Consider the following 16,521-nt stretch of genomic DNA (forward strand, 5'->3'; position numbering starts at 1 on the left):
GCGGACCCGCTCAGCCGAGACGCTTCCGGACCTGCTCGCCCGAGGCGCTTCCGTCCCGCTCAGCCGAGGCGCTTCCGTCGCCGGTCGGCCGTGGCGATGACCACCGCGACGACGAGCGCGCCGAGCACGAGCGCCGCGCCGCCGATCCAGACGGCGGTCCCGACGCCGAGCGCGGCACCGAGCAGGGCCAGGGTGACGCCGTTGCCGGTGCGGAGCCCGCTGCCGAACATGTTGTAGACGCCGACGACCCGCCCGCGCTGTTCGACGGGGGCGCGGAGCTGCACCACGGCCTGGCCGATCGAGGTGCTCGCCATGTTCGCGACCCCGCCGAGGAACAGCACGATCACCGCGACGGCGAAGCTGCCGGTGAGGGCGACGGCCGCGGTGGTCGCGCCGAAGAGCATCGTCGTCACGATCACCACGCGGGTGTTCGGCTTCAGGGCACCGGTGGCCTCGAGGAGGAAGCCACCGAGCACCCCGCCGGCACCGTTGGCGAAGAGGAGCACCCCGTACCCGAGGCCGGCGCTGCCCGCGCCGAGGGCGTCCGCGAACGACGGGATCGACACCTGCAGGGACCCGCCGACGCAGAGCGCGACGAGCCCGGCGAGGACGATCATCGCGACGAGCACCCGGTCGTTCCCGACGTCGCGGAGCGTGCGGAAGCCGTCGACGATCGTCAGTCGCGCCCTGTGGACGTAGCCGCTCCGGGTGTGGCCGGTGTACGGCGTCCGGAGCATCAGGAACGTCATCGGCAGGTAGAAGAGCACGTTCGCGAAGATCCCCCACGTCGACCCGAGGCCGAGCAGCAGCGCCGACCCGACGACCGGCCCGGCCAGCACCCCGAGGCTCCGGAACGTGGCGTTCATCCGCACGGCGCCGGGCAGCTCCGCCGGCTCCGCGTAGTCGTGCAGGAGCAGCTGCTCCGCCGGTGCCCAGAGCGCGCCGGCGCAGCCGTGCAGGACGAGGAGCACGCACGCCTCCCACACCTGCAGGGTGCCGGTGAGGAACAGCACGCCCCAGCAGACCGAGACGAGCATGAACAGGCCCTGCGCGATCTGGATGAGCCGGCGGCAGTCGTACTTCTCCGCGAGCCCGCCGAACCACACGGACAGCAGCAGGAACGGCAGCCAGTGGCTGATGACCTCGAAGCCGACGAGGGCCGGCGAGTGGAACTCCTGCCAGAGCACCCAGTAGGTGATGACGTGCTCGATGTTGTCGCCCATCATCGACAGCCCGGCGCTGAAGAGGTACGGGCGGGAGTGCCGGTCGCGGAGCGCCGCGAACCGGCGGGGAGCGACGGCGACGGGGGCGTCGGCGGTCATTCCAGAACGGTACCAACTGCCGGACACCTAGGCTGGCCGGATGCGTTCGTTCGAGTCCGGCGTCCACGACGTCGACGGCGTCCCCGTGTTCCACCGCCGCCGGGCCGCCGCGGTGCCCGACGCGCCGCGCGTCGTGCTCCTGCACGGCGGGGTGTCCGACGGCCGGGTGTTCGACGACCTCGCCGCGGCGCTCCCCGAGACGCTCGAGGTCTGGACGTACGACCGGCGAGGCCACGGCCGGACACCCGACACCGACGCCCCGCTCGGGTTCGACGACATGGTCGCCGAGGCCGCCACGCTCATCACCGACCGCATCGGTGCACCCGTCCACGTCGTCGGGCACAGCGACGGCGCGAACACCGCGCTCCTGCTCGCGGTCAGGCACCCGGCGCTCGTCGCCTCGGTCACCGCCTTCTCGGGCAACCTCGACCCGTCCGGGTACGTCGAGGGCACCGTGACCGTGGACGACCTCGACGCGGCGATCGGGGACGACTGGGCCACGATCGCACCGCACGACCGGGCGTACTTCCGGACCGTGGCGGCGAAGACGATCGAGCTGTGGCTCACAGAGCCCCGGATGACGACCGACGACGTCGCCAGGATCTCCGCGCCGGTGCTCGTCGCCGTGGGGGCGCGTGACGTCATCCGGCCCGAGCACACCCGCGCGATCGCGGAGGCGATCCCGGGAGCGCGACTGGTTGTCGTCCCGGACACCGGCCACATGCTCGTCGCGGACGAGGCCGCTGCCTGCGCCGCCCTCGTCGAGGAGACGGTCGCCCGCGCGCGCTGACACCGACGGGGCGTTGCCGCGCGGGGCTGCCGCCGCGTGCTGCCGCGTGCTGCCGCGTGCCTGCGTGCCTGCGTGGCTGCGTGCCGAGCGACGAAAGCGACACCGACCGGTCGAATGCGCCGCGCAATCGGCAGCGCAGTGTCGCTCGATGCGCACGCACCCGGTGCCGCGCGACAGAAGCGACACGCATCGGCCGAATGCGCCGCGCAATCGGCAGCGCAGTGTCGTTCGATGCGCACGTACGCCGCACCCGCCGCACCGCCCGCGCCGCCGCCGCCCGCCGCCGCCGCCCGCCGCCGCCCACGCCGCCGCCGCCCACGCCGCCGCCGTGATCGGTTGTGCACAACTGAGTTGCGTGCGATGCTTGGCGTATGCCGGTGACCGACGAGATGGTGTGCTTCTCCCTCTACGCAGCGACCCGCGCCACCACCCAGGCGTACCGCACGATGCTCGAGCCGTGGGGGCTGACGTACCCGCAGTACCTCGTCCTCGTGACCCTCTGGGTCGAGGGCGACCAGACCGTCTCCGGCCTCGGCGACCACCTGCAGCTCGACTCCGGCACCCTGTCGCCCCTGCTCCGCCGCATGGAGCAGTCCGACCTGGTCCGCCGTGAGCGCCGCAGCACCGACGAGCGCGTCGTCACCGTGACGATCGGCGAGCGCGGGCGTTCCCTGCGCGCCGAGCTCGCGGACATCCCCGCCCGGATCGCCGCCGGCACCGGTCTGCCCGACGCCGACGCGGCAGCAGAACTCATCGCGACCCTGCAGCGTCTGACCGAGACGATGCACGCAGCAGCGCAGCCCGCCGGCAGCACGCCCGCAGCACGCAGCTGACCAACGAAGCCCCACGAAGGAAGGAACACCATGGACGTCCTCTACACCGCCGAGGCACTCTCCACCGGCGCTGGCCGCGACGGCCGCGTCGCCACCAGCACCGGATCGTTCGAGCTCGACCTCGCGATCCCGAAGGAGATGGGCGGCTCCGGCAACGGCACCAACCCCGAGCAGCTCTTCGCCGCCGGGTACGCCGCGTGCTTCCACTCCGCACTGCAGGGCGTCGCCCGCGCGAAGAAGGTCAAGATCGACGAGTCGTCCGTCGGCGGCCGCGTCCAGATCGGCCCGAACGGCCAGGGCGGCTACCAGCTCGCCGTGCTGCTCGAGGTCGTCCTGCCCGGCATCGAGCACGACGAGGCCCAGGCGCTCGCAGACGCCGCGCACCAGGTGTGCCCCTACTCGAACGCGACGCGCGGCAACATCGACGTCACGATCACCGTCTCGGAGGACTAGTCCATGACCGACACCACCCCCACCACCATGCGCGCCGTCGTCCACGACACCTTCGCCGAGCCGGCCGAGGTCCTGCACGTCGAGGAGCGCCCGGTCCCCACGCCCGGCGCCGGCGAGGTCCTGGTCCGCACGGTCCTCTCCCCCATCCACAACCACGACCTCTGGACCGTCCGCGGCACCTACGGCTTCAAGCCGGAGCTGCCCGCCGCGTCGGGCACCGAGGCGCTCGGCGTCGTCGAGGCCCTCGGTGAGGGCGTCACCAACCTGCGGGTCGGCCAGCGCGTCGCCGGCGGCGCCTTCGGCGTCTGGGCCGAGTACTACACCGCGAACGCCGCCGGGCTGGTCCCGGTGCCGGACGCGATGACCGACGAGGCCGCCAGCCAGCTCGTCTCGATGCCGTTCAGCGCGATCAGCCTGCTGCACTCGCTCGACCTGCAGGAGGGCGACTGGCTCATCCAGAACGCCGCGAACGGTGCCGTCGGCCGCATGGTCGCCCAGCTCGGCGCGGCCCGCGGGATCAACGTCATCGGCCTGGTGCGTCGCGCCGCCGGTGTCGAGGAGCTCCGCGGCCAGGGCATCGAGCGCATCGTCGCCACCGACGCCGAGGACTGGAAGGACCAGGTCACCGCGATCACCGGTGGCGCCCCGATCGTCGCCGGCGTCGAGTCCGTCGGCGGGAAGGCCGCCGGCGACATCGCGTCCGTCCTGGGCGAGAACGCGACGCTCGTCGTCTTCGGCGCGATGGCCTCACCGACGCTCGAGATCCCGTCCGGCAAGGTCATCTTCGGCCAGCTGACCGTGAAGGGCTTCTGGGGCAGCGTGGTCTCCAAGACCATGCCGTCCGAGACGAAGCAGCAGCTGTTCGGCGAGCTCATCACGCGGGTCCTCGACGGCTCGCTGACGCTCCCCGTCGCCGAGACCTTCGCGTTCGAGGACGTCCAGGACGCGGTCCGCGCCTCGGACACCGCCGGCCGGGTCGGCAAGGTCCTGTTGCGCCCGTAGCGCGACCAGAAGACGGACGGGAGGCCCGGTGCCAGCTGGCACCGGGCCTCCCGTCTGCGTCTCAGTGCGTCAGCGACGCGCCTTCTTCTGCGGGACCGTGAAGATGTTGCCGGTGGTGACGCCCTCTTCGACGTCCTCGAGCGTGCGGCCACGGCTCTCCGGGACGAACTTCCAGATGAAGAGCAGAGCCAGGACGCCGACGGCCGCGAAGCCGAAGAAGGTGCCGGTGATGCCCGTCGCCGCGACGATCGTCGGGAAGAACAGCCCGAGCAGCGCGTTCGCGATCCAGAGGCAGAACACCGAGATGCCCATGCCGAGCGCACGGATCTGGGTCGGGAAGATCTCGGAGAGCAGCACCCACACGGCGATGTTGAGGAACGTCTGCATGGAGCCGACGAACGCGACGACCAGGAACAGGATCACCCACGGGCGTGCGGGGTTGCCGTCGGGCAGTGCCATCGAAGCGATGCCGATCAGGAAGTGGCACACCGTCGTCAGCGAGAACCCGATGATCAGGGTGGTCCGCCGGTTGATCTTCTCCATGTTGGTGATCGCGATCACGCCACCGACGACGGCGATGACGCCGGGTGCGATGTTGGCGATGAGCGCTGCAGAGGCCTGGAAGCCGGACTCGATGAGCACCGTCTGGCCGTAGTACATGATCGAGTTGATGCCGGTGAGCTGCTGCGCGACGCCGAGACCGGCGCCGATGAGCACGATGCGGATCAGCCACTTGTTGCCGAGCATGGTGCGCCAGCCGCTCTGCCGCTGGACGTTCGCCTCGAACTCGTTCGTCCGCTTGATGTCGTCGAGCTCGGCACTCGCCCGCTCCGACGACCGGACCTGCTGCAGCACCGCGAGGGCCTCGTCGTTGCGGCCCTTCGACGCGAGCCACCGGGGCGATTCCGGCACCCGGAGCATGCCGACGAACAGCGCGATCGCGGGCAGGGCGCAGACGGCGAGCATGACGCGCCAGACGCCGTTGCCCTCACCCCAGATGGTCCCGATGAACGCGTTCACCACGAACGCCGCGAGCTGACCGATGACGATCATGAGCTCGTTGCGCCCGGACAGTGAACCGCGGATCTCGTAGGGGGCGAGTTCGGCGAGGAACACCGGCACGACGGTCGATGCACCACCGACCGCCAGGCCGAGGAGCACGCGGCCGACCACCATCACGCCGAAGACCGGGGCGAACACGCAGGTCAGGGTGCCGACGAAGAAGACCACGGCGAGCGCGATGATCGTCTTGCGACGACCCCAGCCGTCCGCGATGCGACCGCCGAGCATCGCGCCGATCGCGGCCCCGAACAGCAGCGAGCTGGTGACGATGCCCTCGGTGAGGTTCGTCAGGCCGAGCTCCTGCTTCATGGGCAGGAGCGCGCCGTTGATCACGCCGGTGTCGTACCCGAAGAGCAGGCCGCCGAACGTGGCCACCAGGGCGAGCACGCCGAGACGGCGGCGGTAGGGGCCGGTGCCGAGCGGGGGGAGCGTCGTACTCGGGGATGTCGGCTTGATGTCGACCATCGGGTGACTCCTTCGTCAGAGATCTTGCGTCATCGCTGGTCCGATCGTAGCCGCTGACTTTGTCCTGTCAACCACACATTCTCATGTCAGACGTAATGGATCGGTCCAACAAAAGTCCCGATCAGCGATCACTCGCGAGACTGCTGCTCCCCCAGAACGTCCCCGAGCGACGACATCTCGGCACCGTGGTCGGTGTACCGGCGGACCGTACGACGCGCGGCCGTCCGGGCGGCACCGCTCAGCGCCTGGTTGCGGCGGGCGGCATCGGCCACGCGGCCGGCGTGCCCAGCCGTCGACAGCAGGACGTTCGCCAGCGCACGGCCCGCACCACGATCGGGAACACCCGCGACCGACCACGCCGCACGGACCTGCTCGTCCGGGGAGACCCCGCGGCGCGTGCCCATCCGGTGCCAGTCGGACAGCGCGCCCTCGGTGCGCTCGGCAGCGCGCTCCGACTCGTCCACGCGGCTGTGGTCCTGCGGGGCCGACGCTGCGGCATCCGCACGATCCCGTGCGGCGGTGTCGTCACCGCCGGCGGCGGCGATGCGGGCGGCGTGCGCGGCCGCGGCGGCTGCGAGGATCTCGGACCTGTCCATGGGACGACGGTACCGCCGACGGCCGACGGTGCCTGCCCCGGGGCCTCGACGGGGGCGGGCCGGCGGGGCGGGTGTGGCGCCGCCCAGTTCCCAAGACGCCGCTCCCCGACCGAGACGCCGCCGAACTGGGCGGCGTCTCGGGAACTCGGAGGCGTCTCGGGAACTCGGCGGCGTCTCGGGAACTCGGCGGCGTCTCGCGAACTCGGAGGCGTCTCGGGTGCTCGGCGGCGTCTCGGGCGCGGGCTCGGGGCTCGCCCCGGGTCAGGCCACGTGGGCGGCGAGCACGTCCTCGACCGTGGTCCACGCGTGCGGGCCGTACCGGTCGTTGTCCACGTGGTGCAGCTCGGCCTCGCCGCTGAACATGCTCACGAAGTACTGCATCCCCTGCCACGCCGGGAACGGCTCGTCGGTCTCCTTCGACAGGCGGCGCCCGACCCTGGCCATCGCCGAGAGCGTCCCAGCGGTCCCCGCCCACTGCAGCCGGAACGGCTTCCCGGTCAGCCGGGACATCGTGTCCGCGACGCTCCGGGCGGTGACCCGGTCCCCCGCGACCTCGACGACGCGCGGCGCCGCGGGGTCGAGCGCCACCAGGGCCGTCACCCGTGCGACGTCGTCCTTCGTCGTGAAGTCGAGCACCTGGTCGGCCGACGACCAGAACAGCACACGCTGCCGGTCGAACAGGATCATCGGCGCCTGCCCCGTGAGCATGTCCGTGAACGCGCCGTTCAGCACCGAGGTCGCACGGATCGGCGCCGCGTCGAGATCGGCGGCGAACTCGCGGCGGAGCTCGAAGTTGCGGTTCGAGCCCGGGGTGATCGACCGGTAGTCGGCGGCGTAGTCCGACGGGACGAAGCGCTGCACGCCGGCGTCGACCGCGGCGGCGAGGAGCGCCCGCTGTGCGTCGACGACCACCCCGCGGGTGCCGCTGACCGCGGAGACGACGACCTCGACGCCGTCGAGGGCCCGTCGGAGCGCTTCCGGGTCGTCGTACGCCGCGGTGACCACCTCGACCCGGTCGTCCAGGTCGGCGCTGCTGCTGCCCCTGGTGAGTGCGCGCACGTGGACGTCGTGGTCGAGCAGGGCGGAGACGATGCGGCTCCCGAGGTCACCGGTGGCGCCGGCGACGAGGACGGTTGTGGTCATGCACCCGAGCGTACGGACGGGTGGCGGCGCGTCCCTCAGCCGGCCAGGCGGCGCAGGCCCTCGTCGATGGAGACGGACGGCGCCCACTGCAGGTCGCGGCGGGTCCGGCGCTGGTCGAACCAGTGCGAGGTGGACAGCTGCTCGGCGAGGAACCGGGTCATCGGCGGCTCGTCGACACCCGGGCGCACCCGCCACACGGCCTCGACGAGGGACCCCGCCGTCCGTGCCACCCCGGCCGGGACGTGCCACCGCGGCGTCGGCACCCCGGACGCCCGGCAGATCCCGTCGAGCAGGTCGGCGACCGGCCGGGGCTCGCCGTTCGTGACCACGTAGGCGTTCCCGTGCACCCCGTCGTCGGCAGCGTGCGCGAGTGCGGCGACCATCGCGGACGCGGCGTTGTCCACGTAGCAGGAGTCGATCAGCGCGGCACCGGAGTCGAGCAGCGGCAGACGACCACGACGGGCACGGTCGACGATCCGCCCGACGAGCTGCGTGTCCCCCGGTCCCCACACCAGGTGCGGCCGGACGGCGACGACCGCGAAGCCCGGGGCGTCGGCGTCGAGCGCCAGCAGCTCGGCGGCGGCCTTGGTGCGGGCGTAGTCGCCGCGAGCCCCGCCGGGTGACGCGGGTGATGCGCCGGCACCGGCGATCGACGAGCCGGTGTGCGCCACGGACGGCGACGACACGAACACGAACCGGGACACCCCGGCGTCGCGGGCTGCAGCGACCAGGGACCGCGTCCCGTCGACGTTCACGCGGACGAAGTCGGCCGGGTCCCCCGCGAGCGACACCTTCGCGGCGAGGTGCACGACGGCCTCGACGCCGTCGACCGCGGCCCGCACGGCAGCGGCGTCCGTCATGGTCCCGAGCACGTCGGTGACCCCGGGCACGCCGGACGGCCGGCGCTGGAACGTCCGGACATCATGCCCGGCGTCCCGCACGGCAGCGGCCACGGCGCGGCCGAGGAACCCGCTGGCACCGGTGACGAGCACACGCAGACCGCTCACGGGCGGGTCATCCGTCCGCCGCCGAGCACCGACGACGCCCACCGCGACAGCCGCGCGCGGTCGACCTTGGAGTTGTGCCGGATGTCGGTGGGCAGCACGGGCACGACGAGCACCGCGGCGACGGGCACCCCCGCTGCGGCGCGGACCGCGGCGGCGAGCGCGGTGGGCGCGAGTCCGGGACGGCGCACGGGCGGGACGGTCTCGGCGACCACCACGACCTGCTGGGTGCCGACCGGACCGATGCCGGCGACGCCGACACGACCGACGTCCCGCAGCTGCTCGACGCGCTGCTCCGGGCCGACCGGGGTGAGCACACCGGACGGCGTGGTGATCACGTGCTGCAGACGGCCCTCGACCCAGAGCTGCCCCGAGGTGTCGAGGTGCCCCACGTCCCCGGTGCGGTGCCCGCGCGGGTCGTCGAGCCCGAGGCGCGAAGCCCGGTTCGTCCGCCAGAGCCGGTCGTACCGATCTCGGACGTGCGGTGCGGCGACGACGATCTCGCCGGTGACGTCCGGGTCGTCGGTGAGCGCACCCGTCGGCTGGCCGGCGGCGTCGAGCGGCGCGATCCGGACCCGCACGGAGGCGGCGGGGCGACCGACGCAGACACCGCCGGCGGCAGCGGAAGCGGCCGCGCGGATCCCGTCCAGGTCGACGTCCGTCATGAGCAGCCCCTCGGTCATCCCGTAGGGCGTGTGCGCGCTCGCGTTCGGCATCAGGTCGGTGGCGGCGGTCAGCAGCGCGGCCGAGACCGGCGCCCCCGCGGACAGGAACAGGCGCACCCGCGACAGGGCCGCCCGATCCGCGTCCGTCAGGTCACCGGCGGTCGCGACGACGTTCCCCAGCGCGGCCGGCGAGAGGAACACGACGGTGGCATCGGCGGCCGAGACCGACGCGGCGACCGCACGGGCCGTGAGGGTCCGCGGGGCGGTCACGTCCATGTCCGGCGCGACGGATCGCGCGCCGAGCGCCGGTCCGAGCAGCGCGAACGGTGCGAACCCGGCCACGAGGCCGGTCCCGATGCCGACGTCGTACTGCGCCGAGAGCACGTCGCGGACCGCGCCGAGCTGGCCGTGCGTGTACACGACGCCCTTCGCCGGCCCGGTGGAGCCGGACGTGAAGAGGACGGCTGCCGGGCTGTCCGACGACGGCGCATCCGGCAGCACGGCTCCGGCCGCCAGTCGCCGTGCACCCCGACGGGCCACCGACGCGAGCGTGTGCTCGACACGGAGCGCCGCACGAGCGGGTGCGGGCAGCGCGAGGGTCGCGATCCGACGACCGGGCCACCCGAGTGCGCGCGCCGCGGCGAGGCCCGGCAGCGCGCCGATGATCCAGTCCGGCCGGGCACCCTTCACGGCGCGCGTCAGGCCGCGGAGCCCGAGTCCCGCATCCGCCACGACGACGGTCGCGCCGATCCGCACGCAGGCGTAGAGCGCCGCGGTCAGGTCCGCACCGGGGGTGACGAGCAACGAGACGCGGTCGCCGTGCCGCACACCGATGTCGACCAGTCCGGCAGCGACCTCGTCGATCCGCCGGGCGAGCAGCCGCCAGCTGATCGTGCGGGTCCCACCAGGGGCCGCCATCTCGACGAGCGCGGGCTCGTCGGAGTCGCGCAGCTCGTCGAGTGCGGCCCAGAGCGGGCGGCTCGCGTCGTCCTTGCCTCCGGAGACCGACGGGAGGCTCGGCTCGACACCGACGCGCGCGTGGCCGTCCGGCAGGCGGTCGCCCAGCCAGTCGAACACGGTCCCGGCGACGTCGGCGTCCTCCGGCAGCAGGTGACCGGCGCCCTCGAAGCGGTGCACGTCCGCCTGCGGGAGCCGTTCGGTGAGGTCGTCGAGGTACCGCTCGAGGAACACCGGGTCGCGCGGGCCCCAGAGCAGGAGCGCCGGGACATCGAGCGCCACGACGCCGGTGGAGATCCGGTCGAGTTCGGGCGCGCTGGGGTGCGCGGCGTCCACGGGGATGTCCGCCACGAAGCCGCCGATGCCGCCGCGACGGGCAGCACCCCGGTACGGCGCACGGAAGGCGTCGGCCACGGGGCGGTCGAGCTTCGGGTGCGCGATGGCCAGGGTCGTCTCGAGGAACGCCGGGGTGACGACGGTCGCGCGGCCGAGCATGCCCGGGCGGAGGGCGAGCCGGAGCGGTGCCGGGATGGGGGCGTCGTCGGGCTGGTGCACGGCGGTGTTGCACGTCGCGACGCCGACGACCAGTTCCGGGTGGTCCACGGCCCAGCCGAGGGACACCACACCGCCCCAGTCGTGCCCGAGGGTGACGACGGGTCCGGTGAGCCCGAGTTCGTCGGTCAGGGCGCCGAGGTCCGCGACGCGCTGCGGCAGCCCCCGCTGGAGGCCGGTGCGCTCCGAGAAGCCCATGTCGAGCTGGTCGACCGCGATCACGCGCCAGGCGGGACCGCCGGCGGCCGCGACCTCGAGCGAGGTGCGGAGCACCGACCGCCACAGGTACGACCACGTCGGGTTGCCGTGCACGCACAGCAGCGTGCCGACCGGTTCGACGCCGAGCGCGGCCAGGGACCCGGCCGTGTCGAGGAGGTGCCAGGTGCGCTCGTGGTGATCCGAGCCTCCCGGTAGATCAGCTGGCACCGTGACCAGACGCGACCACGCGGGGTCGAGTCCGGGCAGCGAGGGCGGCTGCGTCGCCGGAGCAGTGCTCGCGGCGACGCGGGGCAGCCCGGCTGTCACCAGCGGAGTTCCATCATCGCCGTGTTGATGCCGGAGCCGACGCCCCCGAGGAACACCCGGTCGCCGGGGCGGATCGCGCCGCGGGCGACCTCGTCCGCAAGGGTGATCGGGATCGACGCCGGACCGACGTTGCCGAAGCGCTGGTACGTGGTGGGGACCTTGTCGCGCGGGACACCGATCGCCTCGACGAAGGCGTTCGTGTGCACGTCGGAGACCTGGTGCAGGACGTAGCGGTCCATGTCGGCCCAGTCGAAGTGCGAGCGGGCTTCGTTCCAGGCGGCGACCACGAGCTCCATGCCGCCCTTGAGCAGCATCTTGGCGTCCGTGAACATGCCGTCCACGCTGCCGACGCACAGGTCGTACCACTGGGTCGCCGCGCGGGTGACGCCGCCGACGATCCGGTGTCCACCCGGGTGCATGTCCGCCGGGCCGAGCACGGCCGCGGCAGCGCCGGAACCGAGCGTCAGGCTCGCGAACTCGCTCATGAAGTCCTTGCGGTTCCGGCCGCCCTGGTTCAGGCGCTCGATCGTGTTGAGCTGCACCTGGTCGGCGTCCTCACCGTCGACGACGAGGGCGTACTTGATCTGACCGGAGTCGATCATGCCCGCGGCGACGCTCATCGCGTTGACGAACCCGAGGCACGCGTTCGCGATGTCGAAGTTGATCGCGGAGGACGGCAGTCCGAGCCCGTGGTGCAGCCGCACGGCCACCGAGGGCTCGAGGTGCGGACGGGTCACCGACGTGTTGATGAGGAGGCCGACGTCCTCGGGCTTGATGCCCGCTTCGGCCATCGCCCGGCGTCCGGCGTCGATGGCGGCGTCCTGGAAGGACTGCCCCTCGCCCCAGTTCCGGCGTTCCTTGACGCCCGCCACGCGCTCGAGGAGACCCATCGGCAGACGCAGGCGTCGGAGGACGCCGCGGAGCTTCTCCTCGATGTCCGCAGAGGTCGTCACACGCTCCGCCACGGTGGTCGCCACCGAGAGCAGTGCGACGTTGTCGTGCCTGGCCGTCGCGTTGCCGGGGCGCTCCGGTTCGCTGCTCGTCGCCTGGTCGACCGGCCGTTCCGTCATGATCGTCACCGATACATACTTCCGCATTCGCGCTGGATGCGCGATCCGGATGCGCTGTGTGGCGGGGGACGGATGTCACGCACACCCTCGGACGGTCGGTCCTCGCGCCCTCGATGGGCCATCGGACACAGTCTGGTCACGGCGATCCGAGCGTGACGAACCGTCGGCTACGATCCCGGACGGAGGGGGAATCGTGCACAGAGGGATCGTTGTCGGCCTGGTGGCGGTGGTGGCCGTCGGGCTCACCGGGTGCTCGTTGTTGCGTGGAGACGACGGCGGCGTCCCCGCCCCGTCCCGGACCCCGAGCGTCAGCGCCTCTCCGACCCCGACCGCCTCGGCGACCCCCGCCGGCCAGAGCGAGGCCGAGCTGCTGCAGGAGTCCGCGTCGCCCCGGCCGCCGACCGCCGAACCCACGCAGGCGTCCCTGCCCGCCCCCACGATCACGACGATCCCGGCGGGGACCGTCGTCGCCCAGGGTGACGTCGCGTCGCCGAAGGGCAGCATCCACTTCCACTACCGCGTCGTCGCCGGCAAGAACGACCGGTTCGTCGTGGAGTACTCCGGCTTCACCTCGACGCTGCCCGTGCCGGTGTCCGCCACGTTCCTCGAGAAGGCCCCGCAGGTCGGGGACGGCCTGACCTACCTCGGCATCGGCGATGACCAGCTCGGCGGACCGACGACGGCCGCGCCCGCTGCCGTGTCCGTCCCGATCGACGATGCCGGGTACGACCCCTCGTGGCTCGGCGCCCTGGTGACCTACTCGTCGGCGACCGGGGACGACCCGTCGCTGCCGGTCGAGATCGGGAACGGCAAGGTCCTCGCGGTGAACCCGGTCCGGTGGTCGGTGCCTGCCCGCACGACGAACGTGCACCCGGTCGACCACGGTGCCGCCGCGAACGCGACCGGCTCGGTGTCCGCGAAGACGACCGCTGGTGCGCCGGGGTCGTACGTCGTGGCGCCGGACGACCTCATCGCCGACGTCGCGGCCCGCTTCGGGATCTCGGTCGAGACGCTGATCTGGCTGAACCCGTCGATGCGCGTGTACGGCAACCTGCAGTACCTCTACGAGGGCACCACGCTCAACCTGGACCCCGTGCGGCGCTGACGCGGCCCGGTGTGCTCCCGGAAGCGACAGTGCCCGGCCGTTTCCCGGCCGGGCACTGTCGCGTTCCGCGATGCGTCGCGCTACTTGCGCAGCTCGAGGTACTTCGCGATGAGCGCCTTCGTGGACGAGTCCTGCGACTCGAGCACGTCCCGGTCACCGTCGACCGCCGGAGCGATCTGCAGCGCGAGTTGCTTGCCGAGCTCCACACCCCACTGGTCGAACGAGTCGATGCCCCAGATGGTGCCCTCGGTGAAGACGATGTGCTCGTACAGCGCGATGAGCTGCCCGACGACGCTCGGGGTGAGCGCCGGCGCCAGGATCGACGTCGACGGCTTGTTGCCCGTGAAGGTGCGCGCCGCGACGATCGCCTCGTCGGTGGTGCCCTCCGCACGGACCTCGTCAGCGGTCTTGCCGAACGCCAGCGCCTTGGTCTGCGCGAAGAAGTTCGCGAGGAACAGGTTGTGGACGTCCTGGCCGGGCTCGACCGCCTTGCCGTCGCCGGTCTCGTCCTTGAGCGGACGGGCCGGGTTCGCGACCGCGATGAAGTCGGCCGGGATCAGGCGGGTGCCCTGGTGGATGAGCTGGTAGAACGCGTGCTGGCCGTTCGTGCCGGGCTCGCCCCAGAAGACCTCACCGGTGTCCGTCGTGACGGGCGAGCCGTCCCAGCGGACGCGCTTGCCGTTCGACTCCATGGTGAGCTGCTGCAGGTACGCGGCGAAGCGGTGCAGGTACTGCGTGTACGGCAGGACCGCGTGGCTCTGCGCGCCGAGGAAGTTCGAGTACCAGACGTTGAACAGCCCCATCAGGACGGGGACGTTCTGCGCGAGCGGGGTGGTGCGCATGTGCTCGTCGATGGTGTGGAAGCCGGCGAGGAAGTCCTGCCAGTTGTCCCTGCCGATGGCGATGATGACCGAGGTGCCGATCGCGGAGTCGACCGAATAGCGGCCGCCCACCCAGTCCCAGAACCCGAACGCGTTCTCCGGGTCGATGCCGAACGCGGCGACCTTGTCGAGCGCGGTCGAGACGGCGACGAAGTGCTTCGCGACGGCGTCGTTCTTCTCGTCGTCGCCGGCGTCGGTCAGGCCGAGCTTCTCCCAGAGCCACTGGCGCGCCAGGCGGGCGTTCGTCAGGGTCTCGAGCGTGCCGAAGGTCTTCGACGCGACGATGAACAGCGTGGTCTCGGGGTCGAGGTCCACGGTCTTCTCGTAGATGTCGGTCGGGTCGATGTTCGACACGAATCGGGCTTCGATGCCGGCCTGCACGTAGGGCTTGAGGGCTTCGTAGACCATGACCGGGCCGAGGTCCGAGCCACCGATGCCGATGTTCACGACGGTCTCGATGCGCTTGCCGGTGACGCCCTTCCACTCGCCCGAACGGACCTTGTCCGCGAACGCGTAGACCTTGTCGAGCGTGGCGTGCACGTCGGCGTCGACGTCCTGGCCGTCGACCACGAACGGCGCGGCCGGGGTGAGGTCGCCGCCCTTCGGACGACGGAGCGCGGTGTGGAGGACCGCGCGGTCCTCGGTCGGGTTGACGTGCTCGCCGGAGATCATCGCCTGGTAGCGCTCGGCGACGCCGGTGTCCTCGGCGACCTTGAGGAGCGCCGCGAGGATCTCCTCGGTCACGAGGCCCTTCGACAGGTCGACGGTGAGGTCGCCCGCCTGGAACGTGAACTTCGCGGCCCGCTCGGGGTCGGCGTCGAACCATCCGCGGAGGTCAGGGGAGAAGCCGTCGGCGATGCCGGCGAGCTGCTTCCAACCCTCGGTCGATGTGGGGTCGACGGGTGCGGTTTCGGTCACTTCGGTCCTCCTGAACGCCTGAGCTGAACTGGTCCGCGGACCTCCGCAACGCTGCGACGCGGGCCGCATCCGAGCGTAGTGCGCTCCGAGAGAGCGCGCGCACAGGGCGACCAGACCGGTGGAGGAGCCAGGGCTGTGGACGGGAGGCTCGGCTCGGGTGAGCCGGTCGGCTCACGTGAGCAGGGCCTCCAGGACGTCCGCGAGGGGTGCGTCCGCCGCCGCCCGCCAGGACCGACCCGCCCACAGGTGCAACGACTGCGCATCGCCAGCGGCCGCCGCCGCGGTCCGGATCGGCTTCGTCAGGTGGTGGAGCGCCGGGTAGCCGAGCGGTGCGTCGTCGTGGTCGCGGACGAAGCGGTTGACGAGCGCACGTGCCGGGCGCCCGGTGAAGGCACGGGTCAGAGCGGTGCGGTCGAAGACCGGGTCGGCGAGCGCCGCGCGGTGCGTCGCTCCGGTCCCGGCCTCGACGGTCCGGAGCACCAGCGTGCCGATCATGGCGGCGTCGGCTCCCGCGAGCCGGACGGCCTCGACGTCGTCCGCACCGCCGATCCCGCCGGCCGCGATCACGGGCAGCGTGGTCGCCGACCGGACGTCGCGGACGAGCTCGGGCAGGGGTTGCCAGAGCGGAGCTGCGGCGGGGTCGAGCACGGCGGAGTGGCCGCCGGCCGCCTCGCCCTGCACGACGAGCACGTCGATGCCCCGTTCCGCTGCGGCGGCCGCCTCCCCCGGGGTGGTGACCGACTGCATCGTGACGGTGCCGCGCTTCCGGAACTCGGCGACGAGCGCTGCGTCCGGGAGCCCGAACGTGAACGACACCACCGCGACCGGGTCTTCGAGGAGCAGCGCGACCTTGTCGCCCCACGCGTCGTCGTCCTCGCGCTTGTCCGGGAGCGCGGGTCCCTCGGCCTCGAGCACCGAGCGGTAGGCGTCGTAGTCGTCGTCGCTGATCGGCACCGGGTTCGGCGCGAACAGGTTCACGCCGAAGCGGTCGGTGCGCGTCCGGACCTCGGCGATCTCCGCGGCGAGCTGCTCGGCGCTCCGGTACCCGGCGGCGAGCTGCGCGAAGGCACCGAACCGGGCGGCGGCGATCACCAGGGTGGGCGTCGTCGGTCCGCCCGCCATCGGCGCGACGTGGACGGGGCGGCTCTGGCGGAGGGGTTCGGGGAGCTGGCTCACCC

The 16,521-nt window shown here is 72.4% G+C and carries 14 protein-coding genes; 5 read left to right on the top strand and 9 right to left on the bottom strand.

The features are described from left to right. Positions 1-59: 59 nt before the first annotated feature. Positions 60-1,322, bottom strand: coding sequence for an MFS transporter (locus EDF27_RS08655; protein ID WP_123655843.1), 1,263 nt, complete (start codon positions 1,320-1,322; stop codon positions 60-62). Between the two features lie 40 nt (positions 1,323-1,362). Here EDF27_RS08655 and EDF27_RS08660 point away from each other — a divergent pair, with 40 nt between their 5' ends. The 4 genes from EDF27_RS08660 to EDF27_RS08675 all read left to right on the top strand — a co-directional run bounded on the left by EDF27_RS08660 (position 1,363) and on the right by EDF27_RS08675 (position 4,400). Then, positions 1,363-2,112: an alpha/beta fold hydrolase gene (locus EDF27_RS08660; protein WP_123701675.1), complete on the top strand. Its 750-nt coding sequence runs from the start codon at positions 1,363-1,365 to the stop codon at positions 2,110-2,112. 371 nt (positions 2,113-2,483) lie between these two features. Next, the gene (locus EDF27_RS08665; RefSeq protein WP_185017450.1) at positions 2,484-2,945 is read left to right on the top strand and encodes a MarR family transcriptional regulator; all 462 of its coding nucleotides are present in this window, start codon (positions 2,484-2,486) and stop codon (positions 2,943-2,945) included. A gap of 30 nt (positions 2,946-2,975) precedes the next feature. Further along, positions 2,976-3,398 carry an organic hydroperoxide resistance protein gene (locus EDF27_RS08670; protein WP_123655845.1) on the top strand — a complete coding sequence of 141 codons (423 nt, stop codon included), beginning with the start codon at positions 2,976-2,978 and terminating at the stop codon, positions 3,396-3,398. A 27-nt stretch (positions 3,399-3,425) separates the two neighbouring features. Continuing rightward, entirely contained in the window at positions 3,426-4,400 is a 975-nt protein-coding gene (locus EDF27_RS08675; protein WP_165931430.1) for a zinc-binding dehydrogenase, read from the top strand. A 69-nt stretch (positions 4,401-4,469) separates the two neighbouring features. Here EDF27_RS08675 and EDF27_RS08680 read toward each other — a convergent pair whose 3' ends face one another. From EDF27_RS08680 to EDF27_RS08705, 6 genes are all read right to left on the bottom strand, one after another. Beyond that, positions 4,470-5,927 carry a sugar porter family MFS transporter gene (locus EDF27_RS08680; protein WP_123655847.1) on the bottom strand — a complete coding sequence of 486 codons (1,458 nt, stop codon included), beginning with the start codon at positions 5,925-5,927 and terminating at the stop codon, positions 4,470-4,472. A 128-nt stretch (positions 5,928-6,055) separates the two neighbouring features. Further along, positions 6,056-6,523, bottom strand: coding sequence for a hypothetical protein (locus tag EDF27_RS08685; protein ID WP_123655848.1), 468 nt, complete (start codon positions 6,521-6,523; stop codon positions 6,056-6,058). Between the two features lie 261 nt (positions 6,524-6,784). Next, a complete protein-coding gene (locus tag EDF27_RS08690; RefSeq protein WP_132048240.1) occupies positions 6,785-7,666 on the bottom strand; it encodes an NmrA family NAD(P)-binding protein in 882 nt (293 codons plus the stop codon). A 35-nt stretch (positions 7,667-7,701) separates the two neighbouring features. Continuing rightward, complete coding sequence (locus tag EDF27_RS08695) at positions 7,702-8,664, bottom strand: NAD-dependent epimerase/dehydratase family protein (protein WP_132048468.1); 963 nt, start codon at positions 8,662-8,664, stop codon at positions 7,702-7,704. Between the two features lie 5 nt (positions 8,665-8,669). Further along, positions 8,670-11,369 carry an alpha/beta fold hydrolase gene (locus tag EDF27_RS08700; RefSeq protein WP_243698262.1) on the bottom strand — a complete coding sequence of 900 codons (2,700 nt, stop codon included), beginning with the start codon at positions 11,367-11,369 and terminating at the stop codon, positions 8,670-8,672. Then, positions 11,366-12,439: a 3-oxoacyl-ACP synthase III gene (locus EDF27_RS08705; RefSeq protein ID WP_123656018.1), complete on the bottom strand. Its 1,074-nt coding sequence runs from the start codon at positions 12,437-12,439 to the stop codon at positions 11,366-11,368. The genes EDF27_RS08700 and EDF27_RS08705 overlap by 4 nt, the downstream gene beginning before the upstream one ends. Before the next feature lie 193 nt (positions 12,440-12,632). Between EDF27_RS08705 and EDF27_RS08710 the strand changes: the two genes are divergently transcribed. Next, the gene (locus EDF27_RS08710) at positions 12,633-13,544 is read left to right on the top strand and encodes a LysM domain-containing protein (protein ID WP_243698263.1); all 912 of its coding nucleotides are present in this window, start codon (positions 12,633-12,635) and stop codon (positions 13,542-13,544) included. An 80-nt stretch (positions 13,545-13,624) separates the two neighbouring features. Here the strand turns inward: EDF27_RS08710 and pgi are convergent, their stop codons facing one another. Beyond that, positions 13,625-15,343, bottom strand: coding sequence for a glucose-6-phosphate isomerase (pgi, locus tag EDF27_RS08715; protein WP_243698264.1), 1,719 nt, complete (start codon positions 15,341-15,343; stop codon positions 13,625-13,627). A gap of 171 nt (positions 15,344-15,514) precedes the next feature. Then, complete coding sequence (locus EDF27_RS08720; RefSeq protein ID WP_243698265.1) at positions 15,515-16,519, bottom strand: nitronate monooxygenase; 1,005 nt, start codon at positions 16,517-16,519, stop codon at positions 15,515-15,517. Between the last annotated feature and the right edge of the window lie 2 nt (positions 16,520-16,521).

It is taken from the genome of Curtobacterium sp. PhB136 (assembly GCF_004346855.1).
Taxonomy (GTDB): domain Bacteria; phylum Actinomycetota; class Actinomycetes; order Actinomycetales; family Microbacteriaceae; genus Curtobacterium.